The following is a 23,110-nucleotide window of genomic DNA, read 5'->3' as shown; positions in this document are numbered from 1 at the left end:
GTTCGGGTTCGGGTTCGGGTTCGGGTTCGGGTTCGGGTTCGGGGGAAGGCTGAGGCACAGGCGAAGCAGGCGCAACAGGCTCAGGTTCGGGCTCCGGCGTGGGATCGGGCTCGGGCACCGGGATCGGGTCCGCCTCGACCGGGATGTCGGGCTCCGGCGCGCGCGGCAGGCCGTCGGCGTCCGGCGCGTCGGAGGGCTCCATCGGAACGGTGGTTTCTTCGACCAGGTGCGGTGTGTCGTCCGTCGGCGCCTCGGACGGGTCGGTCTCCCGCGTGGCGGGGAAGCTGTCGACCGGGGGCGGGGTGTCGCCGGGGTCCGGGACGGGATCCTCGGGCACCGCCGGGCGTGGCTGTGCCGGGGGCGCGGCGCGCGGGGGATCCTCCGGGGACGGATCGGCCTCGCCCCCCTCCTCGACAATCGCATCGAGCCCTTCCTCCAGCTTGGAGGAAGATTTGAACATCCGGCTTTTGAGCTTCTTGAAAAACGACATCGGGGGCCTTCTCGCGGGTCTGCGCTTGCCACTGACACCTAATCCCACATGGCCGCGAGGGGAAGAGCACGCGGGCCTCCGCCTGCGGGGGATCGACGCCGACCCGCCCCTGTGGCAGGCTGATCCGATGATCCGCCCTGTCCTCGCCTGTCTCGCCCTCACGCTCCCCGCCGCGGCACTGGAGGAGAGCCCGCCGCTCTCCGGTCCGGAATTCGCCGCACGCGTGACCGGCAAGACCATCTATTTCGAGCAGCACGGGTTTGCCTATGGGGCGGAGACCTACAAGCCCGACGGCAGGGTCATCTGGCGGTTTTCCGGGGAAGAGTGCCGCTTTGGGCAGTGGTACCCGCAGGGGGACGCGATCTGCTTTGTCTACGAATACGCGCCGACCGAGCCCCAGTGCTGGCATTTCTTCGACCAGCCCGACGGCTTGGTCGGGCGTGCGCTGGGGGCCGATCCCGCGGACGATCTGGTCGGACGGCTCGAAAGCCCGGCGCCCCTGATCTGCGACCGGCCTTATTTCGGGGCCTGAGCGCGGGAGGGGGCGCTGCCCCCGACGTGCTGCGCGCGCCTCCCCCGGAGTATTTGCGCAAAGATGAAGATGCGGGTTTCGGTCAGAAAAGCGAGCCTTGGTCGTCCTGGGCGGATTTCGACCGGCCCTTTCGAGGCCGGGCGCCCTCGGGGGAGGCGTTCGGGATCACGGTCACGCGGCCATCGGCGAATTGTACCTCCAGGCTGGGATGGGTTGCCGCGGACGCGGCGGTGGTGATGATGCTGTCCTGGTCGCGGACAACGGCATAGCCACGTTTGAGGGTCGCCTCGTAGCCCACGGTGGCGCGCACCCGGTCGAGCCCGTCAAGTGTTCTGCGCCAGGTCCGGACCTGGGCCGTGCCTGCCCGGGACAGGCGGGCCGAGAGGGCCTCCAGCCGCTGCTGATCGCGGGCGCGTCCCTGGGTCAAAATCTCGCCCCGCAGCCGGGCCACGCGTGTTCTCAGGCGCTCCGCCTGCGCGGCCACCGCGCGCGGCAGGGCCGCGTCGAGCCGCGCGCTGGCCGCACGCAGATCCTTGCGCTCGGCCTCGATCCGGCCCGCGAGGAGCCGGGGGCGCAGCACCGCCGCGGCCTGGGTGAGCGCGCCGCGCTTGGTCTGGGTGGCACTGCGCAGCGCCGCGGGCAGGCGCGCCGTTGCATGGTCGAGCCGCTGGCGCGGGGTGCTCAGCAAATCCTCGCTGCGCGGCAAAGCCCGCGACAGGTCACGCACCCGCTGCGCCCGCGCGCGCACCCCGCCGGTCAGCCCGGTCAGCATCCGCGACCCCAGGCTGTCCAGGGCGGCCAACAGGTCGAGCCGCACCGGCACGGCGCGCTCGGCCGCTGCCGTGGGCGTGGGCGCGCGCCAATCGGCGGCGTAATCGATCAGCGTCGTGTCCGTCTCGTGCCCCACGGCGGAGATCAGGGGGATATCGCTCTCGGCCGCCGCGCGGACCACGATTTCCTCGTTGAACCCCCAGAGATCCTCCAGGCTGCCGCCGCCGCGCGCCACGATCAGCAGGTCCGGGCGCGGCAACGGCCCGCCGGGGCCAAGCGCATTGAAGCCGCGGATGGCATTCGCCACCTCGGGCGCGCAGTTCTGCCCCTGCACCGCCACCGGCCAGATCAGCACCTTGCGCGGGCAACGGTCGCGCAGCCGGTGCAGGATGTCGCGGATCACCGCGCCCGAAGGGCTGGTCACGACCCCGATCACCTCGGGCAGGAAGGGCAGCGGCTGCTTGCGCGACGCCTCGAACAGGCCCTCTGCCGTCAGTGCGGCCTTGCGCTTCTCCAGCATTGCCATGAGCGCGCCGACCCCGGCCACCGCGATCCGGTCCACGTTGATATTGTAGCGCGAGGCGGGCGCATACGCGCTCAGCTTGCCCTCGGCCACGACCTCCAGCCCCTCTTCGGGCATCACGCCCAGGCCCGACACCTGCCCTTTCCAGGTGGTGCAATTGATCACGGCGCGGGCATCCTTGAGGTCGAAATAGAGGTGGCCCGACTTGGCGCGCATCACCCGCCCGATCTCGCCCCTGACGCGGACGCGGCCAAATTCGCCCTCCAGGGTGCGCTTGATCGCGCCCGACAACTCGGACACCGTGAATTCCGGCGCGTTCTGCCCCGGCTGGGGATCGTCGATCAGATCGAAATCGGACATCTCGCCTCGCTTGCCTCGCCCTTCCGCGCACCTTAGAACGCCGCAACCTCCGGCGAAAGACAAAGGACGCAGGCCCCATGAACATCCTCATCCTCGGCAGTGGCGGGCGCGAGCACAGCCTGGCCTGGGCCGCGGCCCAGAACCCCAAATGCGACCGGCTGATCGTGGCGCCGGGCAATGCGGGCATGGCCGAGATCGCCGAGTGCGCCATGCTGGATATCGAGGATCCGGGTGCCGTGGCGAGCTTTGCCGCCGATGCGGCCATCGATTTCGTGATCATCGGGCCGGAGGCGCCGCTGGCCGCGGGCGTGGCCGACCGGTTGCGCGAGGCGGGGGTCTTGTGTTTCGGGCCTTCGGCCGCCGCAGCACAGCTGGAGGCATCGAAAACCTTCACCAAGCAGATCTGCGATGCCACCGGGGCCCCGACCGCCGCCTATGCCCATTTCACCGACGCCGCCGCCGCGCGCGCCTATGTCCAGGCGCAGGGCGCGCCCATCGTGGTCAAGGCCGACGGGCTGGCCGCAGGCAAGGGGGTGATCGTGGCGATGACCGAGGCCGAGGCACTGGCCGCCGTCGACGACATGTTCGGTGGGGCCTTCGGCGGCGCGGGCGCCGAGGTGGTGATCGAGGAATTCATGACCGGCGAGGAGGCGTCCTTCTTCGTGCTCTGCGACGGCGAGACGGTGCTGCCGATCGGCAGCGCCCAGGACTACAAGCGCGCCTTCGACGGCGACAAGGGGCCGAACACGGGCGGCATGGGCGCCTATTCTCCGGCGCCGGTGCTGACCGATGCCATTGCCGCGCAGGCGCTGGACGAGATCATCCGCCCCTGCATGGCCGAGATGACGCGACGCGGCATGCCCTACCAGGGTGTTCTCTACGCCGGGCTGATGATCGCGGACGGGCGCGCGCGGCTGGTGGAATACAATGCGCGTTTCGGCGACCCGGAATGCCAGGTTTTGATGATGCGGCTGGGGGCGCAGGCGCTCGACCTGATGCTCGCCTGTGCCGAAGGGCGGCTGGACGCCGCACAGGTGACCTGGGCCGACGATCACGCCCTGACCGTGGTCATGGCGGCGAAGGGCTATCCCGGGGGCTACGAGAAAGGTACGGAGATCCGCGGGCTGGACGATCTGGTCGAGGACAGCTTCCGCATGGTCTTTCACGCCGGCACGAAGCGGGCGTCCGGTCGGCTGGAGGCCCATGGCGGGCGGGTGCTGAACGTCACCGCCCGGGCCGATACCCTCGCCGAAGCCCAGGCCAGCGCCTACGCGATGGTCGATGCGATCGACTGGCCCGAAGGGTTCTGCCGCCGCGATATCGGCTGGCGGGCGCTCTAGGGGGGCACTGCCGAAACCGGCTGCGGACTCCGCAACGTAGTGCCCTGCGCAAAATGGCTGCCGTGCGCATGTTCGCGCATGCAGGTCCGGGTTGCGCGCGGCGCGCCAGCGGCAATGGGGTTGAATGGAGGATCGGATTCGCGTCCAATTCCGCGCGTAGCCTGCGAAAGTTCAAAGCCTGTGAAGTACGCCATTACCACACTCTATACCGGACGGTCCCGGAAAGCGGTCCGGTTCCGGTATGGACTTATGGTGTTCGACCTGCTGACGGTCGTTTACTTCATTCTTGCCACACCCTTTCCGGTCTCGCCCGCGCAGAGCCTCTTGCACATGCTGCTCGCGCTGATCATCGCGCTGGACCTCGCTTGCCGGGTTCTGATCGCGCAAGATCGGGTGCGCTACATGCTGCGGATCTACGTTCTGGCCGATATCGTGGTGTTGGGAGCGCTGCTGCTCAACCCGATCACGGCGGTCAACCTCGCCTTCCTGCGGATCTTGCGGGGACTGCGGTTGGGGCATTCGGAGTACCTTTTGGCGGATCTCCGGCGTGACTGGCGGTTCTTTCGCGAACATGAGGACGCCCTTGGCGCGGCGCTGAACCTCGTGGTGTTCGTGTTCGTTACCGCGGCGGGGGTGTTCACGTTTTTCGTCGGGCTGCAGGGCGGTGTGCCGGGGTATATCGACGCGATCTACTTCACGGTGACGACCTTCACCACCACGGGCTACGGGGACATCACCCCGACGACCGTAACCGGCAAGCTGGTCTCCGTCGGGATCATGATCATCGGGGTCTCGCTGTTCTTGAACCTTGCGCGGGTGATCTTCCTGCCGAGCAAGGTGCACCATGTGTGCGGCGGCTGTGGGCTGAGCCGACACGAGCCGGACGCGGTCCATTGCAAACATTGCGGCGCCGGGATCACGATCGAAACCCGCGGGTTCTCGTAAGACCGGCACCCGGGGTCGGGGCGTGCCATCCACACCGCCGGCTCAGCGGTCGGCACACGCGAGGGCTTGCGCAAAGCCGTCCGATGAAGGCACAAAGGGTAACGCGGTCTCGCGAAGCTGCCCGTCGATCAGGTCAAGCGCGACCGTACCGCGCCAATCGCCCCGCGCCACGATCATTTCCGGCCCCGCCCCGCAATCCCGAATGCCGCCCGAGATGAAATCCTCGCCGATGCGATGGTTGGTCAGACCCGGCTGTTGCGCGACCTCGGACAGCCGCCCTTCCGCGTAACGCCAGACACGCAGGATCCTGGCCAGGTGCGGGCGGTCGATATAGGCGATCTCGATTGCCCCATCCCCGTCCAGGTCTGCTGCCCCGATCGGGGCCAGCCATCGGTTGGTCTGGCCGATATGCGGGGTCGCCGCGATCTTGCCACCGGGGCCATAAATCGCCAGCTGCGCGCCGAGATCGCGATGGCTCTCGACCACGATCACCTCTGCCTTCCCATCGTCATCGAGATCCACGACCCGGGGCGCAAGATCCTCGAACACTGAATGCGCCGGCAGCACGATGCGCAGGCGGCGCCCCTCGGAGGTGTCGAGGATGAGCGCGCCATACTCGATGGCATCTCCAAGCACGCCATGGGCGTAGCGCGTCGTTTCTTCGGCGTACCGGGCGCTCACAACGCCCTCCGCCGCCACCGGAGCGCCTGCAACGCCCGCCAAGAGCGCCGCGGCCTGCAGCGCGCCGCGGGCGATCCGGTGCCATGGGCGCCACGGGCGACGCGGCGCCCGGGTCGGCATCAGATCTGCTTTTCGGGCATCTGGACCACGAGCCCGTCCAGCGCCTCGGACACCTTGATCTGGCAGGTCAGGCGCGACCGGACCGGGTCCGGCTGATAGGCAAAATCGAGCATGTCTTCTTCCATCGCTTCCTTGCCCGGCAGCTTGCCGACCCAGTCGGGATGGACATAGACATGGCAGGTCGAACACGCACAGGCGCCGCCGCAATCGGCCTCGATGCCGGGAATGTTGTTGTCCCGCGCGCCTTCCATCACGGTCAGGCCATTGGCCACGTCAACCACATGCTCGGTGCCGTTGTGTTCCACGTAGGTGATCTTCGCCATGCTGGCCCCATCCTCATTCTGCATTGGACATTCCGGTTGGACATAATTCAGTGCGCAGGGATTTGCCAGCCTTGCAACGCAGGACAAATGTTCTTTATATGTTCCGAATGTCGATCACTCTCGCCCCGGCCTCCTGGCCACGCCCCCCGGCCTGCGTTCCGGCGCAGCTGCTGGACCGCCCGCCGAACGGTGCGCGGGTGCGGGTGGCCGGGCTCGTCCTGCTGCGCCAGAGACCCGGCACCGCCCATGGGGTCATCTTCATCACGCTGGAGGATGAGACCGGCACCATCAACGTGGTGGTCTGGAACGCGATCTACGAGCGGTTTCGCCGGGCCGTGATCGCGGGTCGGATGCTGCGCGTGACCGGACGCATTCAGCGCGAGGGCGCGGTATTGCACCTGATCGCCGAGGATATCGAGGATTGCTCGCACCTGCTCGACGACCTGCTGCGCCCCGAGATCTGTCGCGCCGCGGATCAGCCCTAGCCGCGCCCGGCTCCGGTTCACGCGCCCCTTCTCTGCCCGGATCGGCCATCGACCCAAAGAAAAACGCCCCCGGCAGGACCGGGGGCGTCTGCGTCACCTGTCTTGGCCGCGATCAGCTCAGCGAAAGGGCCACGAAACGGGGGTCGCCATCCCGGCGCACCAGCACGAGGATGGACTTGCGCCCCGCCTCCTTGGCGGCCTCGACCCGCTCTTCGAACTCTTCGATGGTCGTCACACGGACCTGTGCGGCCTCGACGATGAGATCGCCCGCGCGCAGACCCTTGTCGAAGGCCTCCGAGGTCTCGTCGATATCGGCCACGACAAGCCCGGTATCGCTCGCCGCGATCCCGAGCTGCTCGCGCAGCTCATCGGTCAACTCGCTGACGGTCAGGCCCATGATCTCCTTCTCGAGGATCTCTTCATCCGCAGGCGCGGAAGCCGGGATCGCCCGCTCCGCCTCTTCGCGACGCCCAAGGGTCACCAGCAGGGTCTGGGTTGCGCCGTCGCGGAACACCACGACGCGCACGGCCTTGCCGACCGCTGTGTTGCCGACGATCTGGACCAGCTCACGGGTGTCCTCCACGTCGCGCCCGTCGAAGGTGAGGATCACGTCCCCCGCCTCCATCCCGGCATCGAGCGACGGGCCGTCCGGCACATCGGTCACGAGCGCCCCGGCGGCCTGCTCCAGCCCGAGGGCTTCGGCCACGTCGTCGGTCACGTCCTGGATGCGCACGCCCAGCCAGCCGCGGCGGGTCTCGCCGAATTCCTTGAGCTGATCGACCACGTTGGTCACGACACCGGCTGCCATGGAAAAACCGATCCCGATAGAGCCACCGTTGGGCGACAGGATCGCGGTGTTCACGCCGATGACTTCACCGTCCATGTTGAACAGCGGTCCGCCCGAGTTGCCCCGGTTGATCGCCGCGTCGGTCTGGATGTAATCGTCATAGGTGCCCGAAAGCGCCCGGTTGCGCGCCGAGACGATCCCGGCCGAGACCGAGAAACCCTGGCCCAGCGGGTTGCCCACGGCCATCACCCAATCGCCCACGCGGGCCGCATCGCTGTCCCCGAAGGTGACGAACGGCAGCGGCGTGTCGCTTTCGACCTTCAAGAGCGCGATATCGGTGTTGGGGTCGGTGCCGACGACCTCTGCCGCCAGCTCTTCACCGGAGAAGAACTCGATCAGGATCTCGTCGGCCTGCTCGATCACGTGATTGTTCGTGACGATATAGCCGTCCTCGGAGATCACGAAGCCGGAGCCGAGCGCGTTGGAGCGCCGCTGCCGGGGTGCGGGGCGACCATCCTGCTCCTGCCGATCCATGAAATCGCGGAAGAAGTCTTCGAGGGGCGAGCCCTCGGGCACCATCGGTTGCGGGCCGCCCGGGGTGGCGACATTGGTCGAGGTTGTGATGTTGACAACCGCCGGGCTCACACGCTCGGCGAGGTCGGCAAAACTGCCGGGGATTTCACGGGCCTGCACGATCAGCGTCTGCGCGAGCAGCAGGGCCAGCGCAAGCAGCGCCCCGGCGGCGGCCTGCGCCGCACGGGGCACGCCCGCGGGCGTTGCGACCTTCGCCAGGATCCGGGCCTGGGGTCGCTGAGGGTCTGTTCTATTCACTCTTGGGGTCCTCCTGAAACTCCGCCACGGGAAAGCGGGTCATTTTCGTATTCCGGGGATCTGGCCCGGATTGCCACAGATATTCTCATCGTGGCGCGTCGTTTCAACCTTGGCAGGTCTCTCGGCCCGTCACGTCGGTGTGAAAAGAGTGTTCCACGGCGGGATCATCCCGCCAAGGTCTTTCCAAGTGCTACGATCAGAACACCTAGGGCGATTGCGCCCAAACCCAAGGTGCGGCGGGTGCTCAGGGGCATCCGCGCGAACATTTCCAGCAGGTCCTCGATACGCGAAGGGGCCAGTGCGAACACCAGCCCCTCGATCACAAGCACCAGCCCGAGGGCGGTCAGAAAGACGTCCATTACGGGACAGGACGCCCCGACACGGCGTCAGAGCCGTCGAGATAGTCGAAGAACTCGCTGTCCGGCGCGATCACCATGGTGGAGTTGTTGCCCTGCAGCGCCCGCTCATAGGCGGTCATCGAGCGATAGAACTCGAAGAAGTCAGGGTCGGCCCCGAACGCCGCCGCGAAGATGGCGTTCCGACGGGCGTCGGCCTCACCTCGGGTGATGTCCGCTTCCTTCTGGCTCTCGGACACCAGTTCGACCACGGTCCGGTCGGCCTGGGCGCGAACCCGCTGTGCGGCCTCTTCACCGCGCGCGATCTCGTCCGCGGCCTCCCGTTCCCGTTCCGCCCGCATCCGCGCGAAGGTCGCGTCGAGGTTCTGGGTGGGCAGGTTGGTCTGCTTCAGCCGCACGTCGACGACCTCCAGCCCGATATCCGCCGCACGGCTGCGCACCCCGGCAGTGATCCGCGCGGCAAGCGTGCCACGATCCGCCGAAAGGATGGTGTTCGACGTCACCCCGTCCGAACCGAGAACGGCCCGGATCTGCGGGTTGAGGATGCCTTCGAGCCGCTGCTCGGCCGCCCGCATGCCGCCGACACCGACCGCCTGCCGGAACTGAACCACATCCGCGATCCGGTAGCGCGCGAACGCGTCGACCACGAGGCGCCGGTCATCCGAAGGCGTGACTTCGATCTGCTGTGTATCGAGGCTCAGGATCCGGTCATCATAGCGCACGACTTCCTGGATGAACGGGATTTTGAACGCGAGTCCGGGCTCTTCCTTCACGGCCTTGATCTGACCGAACTGCAGCACCAGGGCCTTTTCGCGTTCGTCCACGATAAAGACCGAGTTGATCGCAACGAAGCCGACGACGGCCAGGGCGATCAGGCCAATGGGTCCCTTTTTCATCAGTTCGTCTCCCCTGCACTGCGGCGCAACTCGTTGATCGGCAGATAGGGCACAACGCCCTGGCCGCCCGACGCGCCCTCATCAAGGATCACCTTGTCGATCCCGCCAAGCACACGTTCCATCGTCTCGAGATAGAGACGCTTTCGGGTCACTTCCGGTGCGTTCTGATACTCGGCCAGAACTGCGGTGAAGCGGCTGGCTTCACCCTCGGCTTCGTTGACGACCTGCGCCCGGTAGGCTTCGGCCTGTTCGAGAAGCTGTGCAGCCTCACCCCGCGCGCCCGCGAGCACCCGGTTGGCATAGGCATCCGCCTGCCGTTCGAGACGGTCGCGTTCCTGCTCGGCGGCCTGCACTTCGCGGAACGCATCGATCACCTGCTCGGGCGGGTCTGCCCGGTCGAGGTTGAGACGCACGATGTTGATGCCGCTGTCGTAACTGTCGAGCGTGGTCTGGATCAGGTCCTGCACCTGTTTGGCGATCAGTTCGCGATCGCGGTTCAGGATCGGTGCCAGTTCGGATCGTGCGATGACCTCGCGCATGGAGGCCTCGGAGACCGCGCGCACGGTCTGTTGCCCGTCACGCAGGTTGAACAGGAAAGCCGCGGGATCGGAAATGTTCCAGACCACGTCGAAGTCGATGTCCACGATGTTCTCGTCCGTGGTCAGCATCAGACCGTCCTCGCCACGTGCACCGTTCCGCGACGTGCCGATCTCTTCGGTGTTTTCCCGCGTGACCGGCAGCACTTCTGCGGTCACCAGCGGCCAGGGCGCGAAGTTCAGACCCGGGTTGCCCACCGCGGAGAACTCGCCGAGGAACAATTCCACCGACTGCTCTTCCGGACGCACCGTGTAGAACGAGGAATAGAGCCACAGGCCCAGGATCGCGATCCCGGCCAGCCCGACCGTTCCCTTGGTGATCCGCGGACCGCCGCCGCCCGGGCCACGCCCGTTCGACCCGCCGCCGCGACCGCCCATGAGAACCCGGAGCTGCTCCTGGCCCTTCTTCATGATTTCGTCGATTTCGGGAATCTGACCGTTGTCACCCGGTCCGCCAGGCCGTCGCCCGCCACGATTGTCTCCGCCTCGGTTGTCTCCACCGTTGCGACCACCCCCGCCGCCCCAGGGTCCACCGTTGTTATTCGCCATCCGATTTCCTTGTCGTAGTCATAACTTCATCAGTCCCTTCAGGACATGGTTGTGCGCGCCCGATTATCAAGCACTTCGCACCGGTGATTTCATTGTGACCAGTTCCTCCGAGATCGTCGGATGCACGGCGCAGACCCGGTCGAAATCCGCCTTCGTGGCCCCCATTTTCACCGCGATACCCGCAAGCTGGATCATCTCGCCCGCATGCTCGGCCACGATGTGGCAGCCCAGCACCTTGTCGGTGGCCTTGCTGACCACGAGTTTCATGAGCACGCGGTCGGTCTTGCCCGCGAAGGCTTCGCGCATCGCCCGGAAGGAGGTGCAGTAGATATCCACCGGCTCCTGTTCGCGGGCTTCCTCCTCGCTCATCCCGATCGTGCCCAGCTCGGGCTGGGTGAAGATCGCGGACGGGATCAGGTCGTGGTCGGGCTTGGTCGGGTTGCCCTTGAACACGGTCTCGACGAAGGCCATGCCCTCGCGGATCGCCACCGGGGTCAACTGGACCCGGTTGGTCACGTCCCCGATGGCGTAGATCGACGGCACGCTGGTCTGGGAATAGGCATCGACCAGGATCTCGCCGCGACGCCCGGTCTCGACCCCCGCGGCCTCCAGCCCGAGCCCTTCGGTCGACGGATCGCGCCCGGTGGCAAACAGCACCTGGTCGTAAACTCCGGTCATGCCGTTGGTGGCCTTGACCCAGATCGGCCCGCCCTTTCGCGCCTTCGGCGTCAATGCCTCGGCCTCCTGGGCGGGCGCGCCCATGGCCGGGTCGGTCCCGGTCAGGGTAGTGGCGTTTTCTGCATCCGCCGCCGCGCGCATCTCGACGATATTGGTGCCCAGATGCAGCCCGATCCCCTTCTCGCGCATGGATTCCGCGACGAGCCCGCGCGCCTCGTCGTCGAAGCCCCGCAGAACCTGCGCCCCGCGGTAGAATTGCGTGACCTCCACGCCCAAGCCGTTGAGGATGCAGGCGAACTCGCACGCGATATAGCCCCCGCCGATGATCAGGATCGACTTGGGCAGGGTTTCGAAATTGAAGATATCGTTGGAGGTGATGCCCAACTCCGCGTTGGGAATGTCCGGCCGCACGGGGTGGCCGCCGGTGGCGATCAGGATATGCTTGGCGGTCTTCGTGCCCCCATCGGCCAGCGCCACGGTATGCGGATCCTTGAGGGTGGCGCGGGTGTCGAAGACCTCCACTTCCGAGCCCTTGAGCAGGCCACGATAGACCTGCTCCAGCCGGTCGAGCTCGCTGTGCAGCTTGTCCCGGAAGGGCACCCAGTCAAAAACCCCGTCTGGCACGTCCCAGCCGTACGCCCGCGCCTCGCCCGGCATTTCGCGATAGCCGGACGCGAAAACCATCAGTTTCTTGGGCACGCAACCGCGGATCACGCAGGTCCCGCCCATGCGGTACTCTTCGGCCAAAGCCACCTTCGCCCCTTCGGCGGCGGCGACCCGCGCGGCCCTGACGCCGCCGGAGCCTCCTCCGATGACGAACAGATCATAGTCAAAACTCATGGGGCCGCTCCTGTCTTGCCGTGCCGACCCGCCCGGCCTGCCTCTTTACAGGTCGGAGAATACGTTGCCGGTCGCGGTGACTTCAACCTGCTCTTGGTGCACCGAGCCCTCGTTGATATCGCGCAACTCCACCGACCCGTCGCTCTTGCCGATGACCACCACGTCACAGATGTCGAGGAAAAGCCCGTTCTCCACCACCCCTGGCAACTGGTTGAGCACCAGCGAGACCTGCCGGGGGTTGCCGATCCGCTCGAGGTGCAGATCGACGATGAAATTGCCCTCGTCGGTGACATAAGGCATGCCGTTTTCCATCCGCAGGATAGCCTCGCGCCCACCCACATCCACGTTGACGAGGGTTTCCTCGATCAATGTCCGCGTCGTTTCCCAGCCGAAGCGAATCACCTCCACCGGCAGCGGGAAGGCCCCAAGCGTGGCGACCGCCTTGGACGCATCCGTGATCACGATCATGCGATCGGATGCCGTTGCGACGATCTTTTCCTGCAAGAGCGCCCCGCCACCGCCCTTGATCAGGTTCAGGGTCGGGTCAAACTCATCCGCCCCGTCGATGGTCAGATCGAGCCACTTCACCTCGTCCAGCGTCGTGACATGCAGCTTGAGATCCCGCGCCAGCTCCGCCGTGCGGGTGGAGGTGGCCACGCAGGTGATGTCCATCCCCTCCTGGTCGACGGTCTCGGCCAGGTGGCGCACCATCCAGGCCGCCGTGGACCCCGTCCCGAGTCCGACCCGCATCCCGTCCTCGACAAAGCCCACCGCGCGCTTCGCGGCGACGTACTTGGCGCGGTCGATGGGGGACATTTCTCCGGACATGGCGGGGGCTCCTGACTGTGCGTGACGGCTTTATGCGCGAAAACCGGATGGGGCGCGAGAGTGTGTATGGATTTCCGGAAGGTCAAGCGCGGATGGGGCGAATTTTCAGCCCATGTCCCGCGACCACGGCGGCGCACTCAGCCGCATCTCGACCAGGGCCCGCACCTCGCTGGCCGGCACGATGATCAGGCAGCAGGGCGCCGAGACTGCGAAAGTGACCTCTCGGGCCGTTGTTTCATTGGAGGTTCCGACCCGCCGCAGCGGATCGAGCACCTCGCCCGCCAGCGGCCAGCGCACGCCCGCGCTTGTCACCTCCACCGGAGCCAGGGGAAACAGCGACAGCCGCGTGCCCGGCGGCAGGCGCATCCGCCCCTCGGGGGGCATCAGTGTCACCGCATCGGTTTCCGACAAAAGCACGACGCGACGCGACGCATGCACGGCCAGGCTATGCAGGCAGGCCAACTCGTGATCCACGCGCCCGCCCAGGAACCCGACCCCAACGCTCAGGTCGCAGTCGGTGCTCCGCAACGCCTTGTCGAAATCCGTGCTGTCCTGCTCGGCGATCCGGGTCACGGGGACCTGCGCGAATGCCTCGGGAAGCGCGGCGGGCTGGCTGTCCAGATCGCCGATGATCCGCGCAGGCACCTGCCCCGTCGCGACGGCATGGGCCACACCCCCATCCACGGCGACGAGAATCGGTGCGATCGCCAACGCCCGCGCAATCACCTCCGGCGTCGCCGGTCCGGCCCCCAAATGTGTCACGAATGTGGCCGGGTTTTCATTGTTTTGCCGCATTCGGCGATAATTTGGAGTTCCTTAACGAACTGCAACCACATTAGAGCGCGATCACCACCGGTTTCCGGTTTTTGTTTGTGAAATGGAAATAGCCGCGGGTAGATTCTCGAGGCTGGCTCGGGGGAAGGAAGTGAGCAGGCAGATGGTTGGACAGAGCAAGATCCTGACAGTGTCGTACGGCACCTTTTCCTGCACGCTCGAAGGGTTCGACGATCCGTTTTCGGCCATGAAGGACATCGCGGAGTATTTTCGCGACCTCGCGGCCGACGACCGGTATTTCGGTGCCGAGCCCCCGACACCGGATGTGCAGATGCTACACGCCATTGCGGAAAACGCCTCCCGCAAATCCGTAAAGGCCGAAATGCAGGGTGATGCCGTGCATCTTCGCCAGGCTTCCACCCACCCGACCGAGGAACAGACCGAAGCGCGCATGCCAGACGAGGCCGACGACAGCGCGACAGGGGATGACACGGCGGTCGCTGACGTCGCTGACCTGGTCTCCGAGCCCGCGGTATTTGTCGAGAGCGATATGCCCGATCTCTCAGACCTGGCAGCGGGCGAGGTCGCGCTCTGGCAGCAAGATGCCGCCGCCGAGATGCCCGCTGCCGAAAGCTCCGAGGCGCCGGCCTCCCCGGCGGCGGAGGTCTCGCAGCTGTTCCAGATGCCCTCGACGGACCTTCCGGAGCCCGCCCTCAATGCGCGCAGCATCGCCGATGACAGCGGCCTGAGCGCGACCAGCATCGCCGCGAAGCTGCAGCGGATCCGCTCCGTGGTGGCAGCCAATGTGACAACGTCCCCGGCCTCGGCAATGCCCGGTTTCGAGGACGTCGAGACGGACGATCTGACCGACGAGGTCCCCGTTCGGACCAGCCCGGCGGCACAGGCAATCGACCAAGAGGACGAAGAGGCGGGCCGGGCGGCGCCCGACCCCGAGACCGTGGCCGGGACCGACCCGTCCCACGCCGAAGAGGTCGACGTGGCGGCGACCGTGGCCCTTCCTCCTGCCGCGGACGAGGACGACCAGTCCGCGCCTGCGGCCTTTCGTCCCGAAGAAGACGCGGTCGACGTGGACGATCCAGAGATCGCGTCGGCGCCCCCTGAAACGCCGGACCATGCCGATTGGGTCTCAGAGGTGCAGGATGACAGCCACGAGGATGCGATCGAGACCGCTCCGGCACCCGTGGGGGACACAGAACCCGACGCATGGGAAGAGGACGCTCCAGACGTGCTCTTCCCCGCGTCGCGCGGACTGACGGAAGAAGACCTCGAGGCTGCAGCGCGCCTGACCAGGGGGCGCGGCGCCCCCCGGCCAGAGGCCTTCCAACTACATGTGACCGCTTCCGAGGGCGCGGATTTCGACGACACCGAAACCGCCCCCGATGAGGCAGATGCCGAGAACATCGGCGCCGATCAGGACGAGAACGTGGTTTCCGAAACGCCCGGCGACGCGCTGGTGGATCGTCTCCTCGCGCAATCCGAAGGTGCCTTGCAGGAGGACGGCACGCAGCGCCGGCAGAACGCGCTATCGCACCTCAAGGCCGCCGTTGCCGCGACCCTGGCCGACCGGCTTGGCTCCAAGCGCAACACGGACTCGGCGCCCGAACCGGACAATGATCATGCCTTTCGCGAAGACGTGGCGGCCATCGTCGCCACGGACGCAGCCACAGATTGCGAGAGCAATATCGCCCCGCTCGTCCTGCGCCCACAGGCACGTGTGGACAGCGACCCCGAGGCAAGCGCGGTGCGCCCACGGCGCATCACCCGCTCTGCCCTGAATGCCCAGGACAGTACCCGCGCCCAGGACAGCGGCTTTGCCGAGTACGCCGAGACCGTGGGCGCGACGGAGTTGCAAGACCTGCTGGAAGCCGCGGCAGCTTATCTCAGCACCGTCGAGGGCAAGACTCATTTTTCGCGTCCGGAAGTCATGCACATGGTCATGCGCCATGACCGCGACCGTAGTTTCAGCCGCGAAGCCTCCCTGCGCAGCTTCGGCGACCTGCTGCGCAACGGCACGATCGCCAAGATCGACCGGGGCCAGTTCGTGATCTCGACCAACTCGCAATTCGTCGCCAACGGCTGACCGCGCCCGGCATTGGCGAAAACCGTCCTCAGGTCAGGCCGGTCAGCGACCGTCCGTTTCCGGCGGCGCATCCGGGTCGGCCTTGCCCACCCCCTTGAACACGAACTTGAACGGCAAGGCCCAGACGATTCCGAGTGCCACGTAGATCAGCAGCTCGACCAGGATCGAGGGGCGCTCGAACAGCTCCACCACGTTCACCGCCGCGACGATGTAGACGGGCAGGCCCACCAACAGGATGACCAGCGACCACCGCTTCCGCGCCTTGTAGGACAATGCCATGTTGGGGTTCGCCTCCTGCCGGTCTCAGTCCGCGAAGGGGTCGGTCACCAGGATGGTGTCGTCCCGTTCAGGTGACGTGGATAGTAGGGCCACGGGACACTGGATCAACTCTTCGATCCGGCGAACGTATTTCACCGCATTCCCAGGCAGGTCCGCCCAACTGCGCGCGCCCTCGGTGCTTTCCGACCATCCGTCCATCTCTTCGTAGATCGGGGTGCAGCGCCCCTGCTGGTCCGCGGCCGTGGGCAGATAGTCCAGCACCTTGCCATCCAGATCGTAGCCCACGCAGATTTTCAGCGTCTCGAACCCGTCCAACACATCGAGTTTCGTCAACGCGATCCCGTTCACCCCGGAAGTGGCACAGGTCTGCCGCACCAGCGCCGCATCGAACCAGCCGCAACGCCGCTTGCGCCCGGTGGTCGTGCCGAACTCGTGCCCCCGCTCGCCCAGCCGCTGACCATCCGCATCGTCAAGCTCGGTCGGGAACGGCCCCTCGCCCACCCGCGTGGTATAGGCCTTCACGATCCCCAGAACGTAGTCGATCGCCCCCGGACCGATCCCGACCCCGGTAGCCGCCTGCCCGGCGATCACGTTCGACGAGGTCACGAACGGGTATGTCCCGAAATCGATGTCCAGAAGCGCGCCCTGCGCCCCCTCGAACAGGATCCGATGCCCGGCCTTGCGCTTCTCGTTCAGCACCTTCCAGACCGGCGCTGCATAGGTCAGGATCGCCGGGGCAATCTCCTTGAGTTGCGCGATAAGCCCATCGCGGTCCACCGCTTCGATCCCCAAGCCGCGCCGCAGTGGGTCATGGTGCTGCAACGCGCGGTCCACCCGCGCCTCCAGCGTGGCATCATCGGCAAGATCCGCGACCCGCACGGACCGCCGCCCCACCTTGTCTTCATAGGCCGGACCGATCCCGCGTCCGGTCGTGCCGATCTTGGTGCCTTTGGAAGCCGCCTCTTCGCGGGCGCGGTCCAGCTCGCCATGGATCGGCAGGATGAGCGGCGTGTTCTCCGCGATCATCAGCGTCTCGGGCGTGATCTCCACCCCCTGGGCGCGCACGGTCTCGATCTCGGCCACCAGGTGCCAGGGATCGAGCACGACGCCGTTGCCGATCACGCTCAGCTTGCCGCCGCGCACCACGCCCGAGGGCAGCGCATGCAGCTTGTAGACGGTGCCGTCGATGACCAGGGTATGGCCCGCATTGTGCCCCCCCTGGAACCGCGCGATCACGTCCGCACGTTCCGAGAGCCAGTCCACGATCTTGCCCTTGCCCTCGTCGCCCCATTGCGCGCCCACGACCACTACATTCGCCATCTCGGCCCTCTTGCGTTGTGTCTTGCAAACCCGCGTTGGTATATCGACGCGCCGAAGAGGTGGAAACCGCTAAATCCATCGCAACGCGCAAGCCGAGCCGCGAATAGCGGAGATCTGGATACCCGGGGCATCTCGGGGCTTGCGAGCCGCACCGCAACGCCTTAGGTAGCCGGGGTCCGCATAACGAGGCCGAACCGTCCATGGAAAACGTCATCCTGATCGTCCACCTGCTCCTTGCGCTCGCGCTGATCGGCGTCGTGCTGCTCCAGCGGTCCGAAGGCGGTGGCCTGGGCATGGGCGGCGGCGGTGGCGGCGGGGCCATGACCGGCCGGTCCGCGGCGACGGCCCTCGGCAAGATGACCTGGATCCTCGCCGTCGCATTCATCGGCACCTCGATCACCTTGACAATTCTGGCGGCGGCGAACTCGAACAACGCCTCGGTGCTCGACCGGCTGACCGACCAGCCTGTCCCGCCCCCGGTCGAGAGCAACGAGCTTCTCCCGCCCGCATCCGATCTGCTGCCGCCGGCAGCAACGGACCAACCGGCGCTGCCACCGCGGGCAGAGTAACGCAATCCCTAGGGAAAAAGTTAACGCGGGCCGCAGGATATTGCGGTCCGGTTGCCAAACTCGGGCGAATCTTCTATAGGTCAAATCCCGTGGAGACACGGGTTCGGGGGTGCGAAACCCCCGCGTCCTTTCCAGCAAAATCATCGGAAGACCCCGGCTGACGGGGCAGGACTTGGGGGACTCGGGCCCATATGGCACGCTTTGTATTCATCACGGGCGGAGTCGTCTCTTCGCTGGGCAAGGGACTGGCCTCGGCAGCCCTCGGCGCACTCCTTCAGGCCCGCGGCTTCTCGGTCCGCCTGCGCAAGCTCGACCCCTATCTGAACGTCGATCCCGGCACCATGAGCCCGTTCGAGCATGGCGAAGTCTTCGTCACCGATGACGGCGCCGAGACCGATCTGGACCTCGGCCATTACGAGCGCTTCACCGGCGTGGCCGCGCGCAGGACCGATTCCGTCAGCTCCGGCCGGATCTATTCGAATGTTCTCGAAAAGGAACGGCGTGGCGACTACCTCGGCAAGACGATCCAGGTCATCCCCCATGTCACCAACGAGATCAAGGACTTCATCTCGATCGGCGAGGACGAGGTCGATTTCATGCTCTGCGAGATAGGCGGCACCGTGGGCGACATCGAAGGGCTACCCTTCTTCGAGGCGATCCGCCAGTTCGGCCAGGACAAGCCCCGCGGCCAGTGCATCTTCATGCACCTCACCCTGCTGCCCTATATCGCGGCCTCGGGCGAGTTGAAGACCAAGCCGACACAGCACTCGGTCAAGGAGTTGCGCTCCATCGGCATCGCACCCGATGTGCTGGTCTGCCGCTCCGAGGGGCCGATCCCGCAGAAGGAGCGCGACAAGCTCGCACTCTTCTGCAACGTCCGGCCCGAAAGCGTGATCGCTGCGCAGGACCTCAAATCGATCTACGAAGCCCCCCTCGCCTATCACCGCGAAGGCCTGGACCAGGCCGTGCTCGACGCCTTCAGCATCTCGCCCGCGCCCAAGCCCGACCTGACGGTCTGGCACGACGTGGCCGACCGGATCCACAACCCCGAGGGCGAGGTGAACGTCGCCATCGTCGGGAAGTATACCCAGCTCGAGGATGCCTATAAATCCATTGCCGAGGCGCTGACCCATGGCGGCATGGCCAACCGGGTGAAGGTGAAATCCGAATGGATCGACGCCGAGATATTCGAGCGCGAGGACCCGGTACCGCATCTGGAAAAGTTCGACGCGATCCTCGTGCCCGGCGGCTTCGGCGAACGGGGCACCGAGGGCAAGATCAAGGCCGCCCAATTCGCGCGCGAGCACAAGATCCCCTATCTTGGCATCTGCCTCGGCATGCAGATGGCGGTGATCGAAAGCGCCCGGCACCTGACGGACCTGACCGATGCTGGCTCGGAGGAATTCGACCACGAGGCGGGCAAGCGCCGCTTCACCCCGGTGGTCTATCACCTCAAGGAATGGGTGCAGGGCAACCACAAGGTCGAACGCAAGGTCGATGACGACAAGGGCGGCACCATGCGGCTCGGGGCCTATACCGCGAAGCTGGTCGAGGGTTCGAAAGTCGCGCAGATCTATGGCAGCACCACCATCGAGGAACGGCACCGCCATCGCTACGAGGTCGATATCCAGTATCGCGACCAGTTGCAGGCCGAGGGGCTGATCTTCTCGGGCATGTCCCCGGACGGGCGTTTGCCCGAGATCGTCGAGGTCAAGGATCACCCCTGGTTCATCGGCGTGCAATTCCACCCGGAGCTGAAATCCAAACCATTCGCGCCGCACCCGCTCTTTGCCGATTTCGTGCGCGCCGCCAAGGAGGTCAGCCGGTTGGTCTGATCCCGCCCGGACCTTGGGGGGCGCTGCCCCCGGAGTATTGCAGGAACGATGAGGACACGCATGCGGCTGCCCTTCCATGTCTATGACGTCTTCACCGACACGCCCTTCGCGGGCAATCCGTTGGCGATCGTCGAGGATGCGGGCGGGCTGAGCACCGCGCAGATGCAGACCATCGCGCGGGAGTTCAACCTGTCGGAGACGATCTTCGTGATGGCCCCGGCCGATCCGGCCCATGCGGCACGGGTGCGGATCTTCTTTCCCACGGACGAGATCCCCTTTGCCGGGCATCCCACCATCGGCTGTGCGCTGCATCTGGCAGGCCAGCGCGGTCTGTCAAAGCTGGTGTTGGAGGAAGAAGCAGGTCTTGTCCCGGTCACGATCACCGGCGAACGGGCCGAGTTCACCGCGCCCGTGTTGCCCGAACCCTTGGGCGGCCCCGTGGACCCGGCGCTGGCCGCCCGCGCCGTGGGCCTTGACCAGGTCGGGTTCGGCGCCCATCGCCCCGCGGCCTGGATCGGCGGGCCGGGCTTTGTCTACCTGCCGGTCCCGGATCGCGCGACCCTGGCACGCGCCCGGCCCATCGAGCCCCATTGGACGGCGCTGATGGAGGCCTGCGCGGTCGACAGCGCCTATCTCTACTGCCCGGCGGAGGATGGGTACGCTGCGCGGATGTTCTCGCCCACGGCAGGCATCCCAGAGGATCCGGCCACCGGATCGGCCAGCGCGATCCTCGCCGCCCAACTGTTGGCCAGCGGCGCGCTCGGCGAGGGCACCACGAGCCTCAAACTGACACAGGGCGAGGACATGGGCCGGCGAAGTTCAATCGGATTCTCGGCGGATGTCGCTTCGGGCGCGTTGACCGCCATCCGGATCAGCGGTCAGGCGGTGCCGATCTCAAGCGGCCATATCCGTGTGCCGTGACCGCCCCGACGGCGCAGTCACCAAAATCGCGTCAGAGCAGGACGCGGATGAACAGAAGGTTCGGCACGATCATGGCGAACCAGATGCAGAACCACTTCGCCCCGGAGGAGATCTTGCCGAACCGGCCGGGCCCCTCGGCGGCCGCGCCGTAATTCATCGCAGCCGACATCCAGGCGTAACCCGACGCTTCCTTGCTGCGCTTTTCCGCCTCGATCGAGGCCCGCGCCGCAGCGTATTTCTCGGCGTAAGGGTTTTCCGACAACGCCAGCTTACGATCTTCAAGATTGGACATGACCACTCCGTACAACTATCCCTTGTGGGGAAATGTTGCGGAACCTTCCTGGGTCAAGGGTGCCCGACATGGAATAACCGTGAACAGCTTGTCGCAGGTGCCCTTTGCGCAGAAACCCGCCATGACCCCTCCGCATTTCTTCGGCTACGGCTCGCTGGTGCATCGCGGCACCCATCGCTACCCGGTCCAGGGCCATGCCCGGGTCCGCGGCTGGCGCCGGGTCTGGCGGCATTCGCGCCACCGCGAGGTTGCATTCCTGACAGTCACGCGCGCCCCGGGCAGCGAGATCGCGGGGCTCGTCGCCGCCGTGCCGGGCGCGGACTGGGCCGCCCTCGACGCGCGGGAGCATGCCTATGACCGGGTGCGCCTTTCGGGGTCGGAGGTCAGAGATGCCGACGCGCTCGCCCTGCATCTCTACGAGGCCAGTGCGCATCACACCACGGCCCCCAGCCTGCGACACCCCATCTTGTTGAGCTACCTCGACACGGTGATCGGCGGCTACCTGGCGGAGTTCGGGCGCGCGGGAGCCGAGGCGTTTTTCGACACCACCGACGGCTGGGATGCGCCCATCCTCAACGACCGGGCGGCGCCGATCTATCCCAGGGCACAGCCCCTCCCCGCCCGGGATCGCGGCCTCGTGGACAGTACGCTGCGCTCCCTCTTTGCCCAGGTGCAACCGCCTGAAGCGCTGCGCCCCTCGGCCCAAGGTTGAACCAGTCTCAGAGCGTCGGCTTTTTCTGCAGAAGCCGCATGACATCGGCCATTTCCGGCCCGCGCTCCAACCCTGTGACCGCCTTGCGCAGGGGCATGAACAGCCCCTTGCCCTTGCGGCCCGAGGCCGCCTTCACCTCGGCGGTCCAGGCGCCCCATGTCTCTGGCCCGTAGGGCGGCTCGGGCAGGCGCGCGAAGGCGTCGGCGACAAACGCCCGGTCCTCCTCGGCCACCAGTGGCGCACCACCGTCGCGGAACAGCTGCCACCATCCGGCAAGGTCCGCGCGCGTGGTGATATTGGCCCGCGCCACCTCCCAGAAGAGCTCCGCCTGCGCGGCGGGCACGCCCAGGGCCGCGATTTCATCGGCGACCTCCGCAAACGGCGTCGCGTGCAACACCCGCGCGGTCAGCGGGAACAGGTCCGCACGGTCGAACTTGGTTGGTGCTGCTCCAAAGGTGCTCAGATCGAACCCCTCGATCAGCGCCTCAAGGCTGCCTGCCACTTCCACCGGCTGGGACGAGCCGAGCCGCGCCATCAGGCTCAAGAGCGCCATCGGCTCCACGCCTTCGGCACGCAGGTCACGCAAGGCCAGCGTGCCGAGACGCTTCGAGAGCGCCTCCCCCTGCGGCCCGGTCAGCAGCGAGTGATGGGCAAACTCCGGGTGCCCATGCCCGAGCGCTGCCATGATCTGGATCTGGGTAGCGGTGTTCGTCACATGGTCCGAGCCGCGCACCACATGGGTCACGCCCATCTCGGTGTCGTCCACCACCGACGCGATCGTATAGAGCACCTGCCCGTCACCCCGGATCAGCACCGGGTCCGACACCGAGGCCGCATCGATCGAGATGTCGCCAAGGATGCCGTCGGTCCAGGTGATCCGTTCGTGATCCAGCTTGAACCGCCAAACCCCCTGCCCCCGCTCGGCGCGCAACGCCGCCTTCTCGTCCTCCGACAAGGCCAGGGCTGCGCGATCATAGACCGGCGGCTTGCCCATGTTCAGCTGCTTCTTGCGCTTGAGGTCCAGTTCGGTCGGCGTCTCGAACGCCTCGTAGAACCGGCCCGCCGCGCGCAGCGCATCCGCCGCCTCGGCATAGCGGTCGAGGCGTCTCGACTGATACTCGATCCGGTCCCAGGTCAGCCCGAGCCAGGTCAGGTCCTCCTGGATCGCGTCGACGTATTCGGGCTTCGACCGCTCCGGGTCCGTGTCGTCGATCCGCAGGATGAAGGTGCCCCCGGCCTTGCGGGCGATCATGTAGTTGAACAGAGCGGTGCGCAGGTTGCCCACATGCAGGTATCCGGTGGGCGACGGCGCGAAACGGGTGGTGGTCATGGGTATCTCCTTGCCCGGTCCCTTGCCACTATCGGGCGGGCTTGTC

The 23,110-nt window shown here is 66.6% G+C and carries 23 protein-coding genes and 1 pseudogene; 9 read left to right on the top strand and 15 right to left on the bottom strand.

The features are described 5' to 3' along the window. Positions 1-460, bottom strand: a pseudogene (locus tag PVW48_RS10135) (signal recognition particle-docking protein FtsY); the annotation flags it as partial. Between the two features lie 157 nt (positions 461-617). On the opposite strand from PVW48_RS10135, the gene PVW48_RS10130 reads away from it, so the two are divergent. Further along, positions 618-1,022 carry a hypothetical protein gene (locus PVW48_RS10130; protein WP_274581239.1) on the top strand — a complete coding sequence of 135 codons (405 nt, stop codon included), beginning with the start codon at positions 618-620 and terminating at the stop codon, positions 1,020-1,022. An 82-nt stretch (positions 1,023-1,104) separates the two neighbouring features. On the opposite strand, the gene xseA is transcribed toward PVW48_RS10130, so the two are convergent. After that, a complete protein-coding gene (gene xseA / locus PVW48_RS10125) occupies positions 1,105-2,676 on the bottom strand; it encodes an exodeoxyribonuclease VII large subunit (RefSeq protein ID WP_274581238.1) in 1,572 nt (523 codons plus the stop codon). Positions 2,677-2,753: 77 nt separating this feature from the next. Between xseA and purD the strand changes: the two genes are divergently transcribed. Continuing rightward, the gene (gene purD, locus PVW48_RS10120; RefSeq protein ID WP_012179389.1) at positions 2,754-4,016 is read left to right on the top strand and encodes a phosphoribosylamine--glycine ligase; all 1,263 of its coding nucleotides are present in this window, start codon (positions 2,754-2,756) and stop codon (positions 4,014-4,016) included. A 180-nt stretch (positions 4,017-4,196) separates the two neighbouring features. Further along, positions 4,197-4,961 carry a potassium channel family protein gene (locus PVW48_RS10115; protein ID WP_050757848.1) on the top strand — a complete coding sequence of 255 codons (765 nt, stop codon included), beginning with the start codon at positions 4,197-4,199 and terminating at the stop codon, positions 4,959-4,961. 42 nt (positions 4,962-5,003) lie between these two features. Here the strand turns inward: PVW48_RS10115 and PVW48_RS10110 are convergent, their stop codons facing one another. Further along, a complete protein-coding gene (locus PVW48_RS10110; protein WP_274581236.1) occupies positions 5,004-5,762 on the bottom strand; it encodes an FG-GAP repeat domain-containing protein in 759 nt (252 codons plus the stop codon). Next, positions 5,762-6,085, bottom strand: coding sequence for a 2Fe-2S iron-sulfur cluster-binding protein (locus PVW48_RS10105; RefSeq protein WP_012179392.1), 324 nt, complete (start codon positions 6,083-6,085; stop codon positions 5,762-5,764). Before PVW48_RS10105 ends, PVW48_RS10110 begins: the two co-directional genes overlap by 1 nt. A 107-nt stretch (positions 6,086-6,192) precedes the next feature. Between PVW48_RS10105 and PVW48_RS10100 the strand changes: the two genes are divergently transcribed. Beyond that, entirely contained in the window at positions 6,193-6,570 is a 378-nt protein-coding gene (locus tag PVW48_RS10100; RefSeq protein WP_245533014.1) for an OB-fold nucleic acid binding domain-containing protein, read from the top strand. 112 nt (positions 6,571-6,682) lie between these two features. On the opposite strand, the gene PVW48_RS10095 is transcribed toward PVW48_RS10100, so the two are convergent. The 7 genes from PVW48_RS10095 to PVW48_RS10065 form a co-directional block, all read right to left on the bottom strand. Then, on the bottom strand, positions 6,683-8,188 hold the full coding sequence (locus PVW48_RS10095) for a DegQ family serine endoprotease (protein WP_443112672.1): 1,506 nt from the start codon (positions 8,186-8,188) through the stop codon (positions 6,683-6,685). 164 nt (positions 8,189-8,352) lie between these two features. Then, entirely contained in the window at positions 8,353-8,547 is a 195-nt protein-coding gene (locus PVW48_RS10090; protein ID WP_012179395.1) for a DUF2065 domain-containing protein, read from the bottom strand. Further along, entirely contained in the window at positions 8,547-9,440 is an 894-nt protein-coding gene (gene hflC, locus PVW48_RS10085) for a protease modulator HflC (RefSeq protein WP_012179396.1), read from the bottom strand. The genes PVW48_RS10090 and hflC overlap by 1 nt, the downstream gene beginning before the upstream one ends. Further along, positions 9,440-10,585, bottom strand: coding sequence for an FtsH protease activity modulator HflK (hflK, locus tag PVW48_RS10080; RefSeq protein ID WP_274581235.1), 1,146 nt, complete (start codon positions 10,583-10,585; stop codon positions 9,440-9,442). Before hflK ends, hflC begins: the two co-directional genes overlap by 1 nt. A 66-nt stretch (positions 10,586-10,651) precedes the next feature. Continuing rightward, entirely contained in the window at positions 10,652-12,103 is a 1,452-nt protein-coding gene (locus PVW48_RS10075; RefSeq protein ID WP_274581234.1) for an FAD-dependent oxidoreductase, read from the bottom strand. A 45-nt stretch (positions 12,104-12,148) separates the two neighbouring features. Next, positions 12,149-12,931 (bottom strand): ribose-5-phosphate isomerase RpiA, encoded by a 783-nt coding sequence (gene rpiA / locus PVW48_RS10070; protein ID WP_012179399.1) that lies wholly within the window; start codon positions 12,929-12,931, stop codon positions 12,149-12,151. Positions 12,932-13,036: 105 nt separating this feature from the next. Then, entirely contained in the window at positions 13,037-13,693 is a 657-nt protein-coding gene (locus PVW48_RS10065; protein WP_157865337.1) for a thiamine diphosphokinase, read from the bottom strand. Between the two features lie 175 nt (positions 13,694-13,868). On the opposite strand from PVW48_RS10065, the gene PVW48_RS10060 reads away from it, so the two are divergent. Next, positions 13,869-15,806, top strand: a complete 1,938-nt coding sequence (locus PVW48_RS10060; protein WP_274581233.1) for a hypothetical protein — start codon at positions 13,869-13,871, stop codon at positions 15,804-15,806. Between the two features lie 42 nt (positions 15,807-15,848). Here PVW48_RS10060 and PVW48_RS10055 read toward each other — a convergent pair whose 3' ends face one another. Then, complete coding sequence (locus PVW48_RS10055; protein WP_012179402.1) at positions 15,849-16,085, bottom strand: DUF2842 domain-containing protein; 237 nt, start codon at positions 16,083-16,085, stop codon at positions 15,849-15,851. Between the two features lie 24 nt (positions 16,086-16,109). After that, positions 16,110-17,405 carry an adenylosuccinate synthase gene (locus PVW48_RS10050; RefSeq protein ID WP_274581232.1) on the bottom strand — a complete coding sequence of 432 codons (1,296 nt, stop codon included), beginning with the start codon at positions 17,403-17,405 and terminating at the stop codon, positions 16,110-16,112. A 200-nt stretch (positions 17,406-17,605) separates the two neighbouring features. Here PVW48_RS10050 and secG point away from each other — a divergent pair, with 200 nt between their 5' ends. From secG to PVW48_RS10035, 3 genes are all read left to right on the top strand, one after another. Then, positions 17,606-17,974, top strand: coding sequence for a preprotein translocase subunit SecG (secG, locus tag PVW48_RS10045; RefSeq protein ID WP_274581231.1), 369 nt, complete (start codon positions 17,606-17,608; stop codon positions 17,972-17,974). Between the two features lie 191 nt (positions 17,975-18,165). After that, positions 18,166-19,809, top strand: a complete 1,644-nt coding sequence (locus PVW48_RS10040) for a CTP synthase (protein WP_012179405.1) — start codon at positions 18,166-18,168, stop codon at positions 19,807-19,809. Positions 19,810-19,869: 60 nt separating this feature from the next. Continuing rightward, positions 19,870-20,730: a PhzF family phenazine biosynthesis protein gene (locus tag PVW48_RS10035; protein WP_274581230.1), complete on the top strand. Its 861-nt coding sequence runs from the start codon at positions 19,870-19,872 to the stop codon at positions 20,728-20,730. A gap of 31 nt (positions 20,731-20,761) precedes the next feature. Here the strand turns inward: PVW48_RS10035 and PVW48_RS10030 are convergent, their stop codons facing one another. Next, entirely contained in the window at positions 20,762-21,022 is a 261-nt protein-coding gene (locus tag PVW48_RS10030) for a hypothetical protein (protein ID WP_012179407.1), read from the bottom strand. 121 nt (positions 21,023-21,143) lie between these two features. Between PVW48_RS10030 and PVW48_RS10025 the strand changes: the two genes are divergently transcribed. Beyond that, positions 21,144-21,734, top strand: coding sequence for a gamma-glutamylcyclotransferase family protein (locus PVW48_RS10025; RefSeq protein ID WP_274581229.1), 591 nt, complete (start codon positions 21,144-21,146; stop codon positions 21,732-21,734). 7 nt (positions 21,735-21,741) lie between these two features. On the opposite strand, the gene gltX is transcribed toward PVW48_RS10025, so the two are convergent. Then, complete coding sequence (gltX, locus tag PVW48_RS10020; RefSeq protein WP_274581228.1) at positions 21,742-23,064, bottom strand: glutamate--tRNA ligase; 1,323 nt, start codon at positions 23,062-23,064, stop codon at positions 21,742-21,744. Positions 23,065-23,110 lie beyond the last annotated feature (46 nt).

Source organism: Dinoroseobacter sp. PD6, assembly GCF_028807315.1.
In the GTDB taxonomy this organism is placed as follows: domain Bacteria; phylum Pseudomonadota; class Alphaproteobacteria; order Rhodobacterales; family Rhodobacteraceae; genus Dinoroseobacter; species Dinoroseobacter shibae.
The sequence above is the reverse complement of the archived record's forward strand: the minus strand, read 5'-3'. Positions and strand labels throughout refer to the sequence as shown.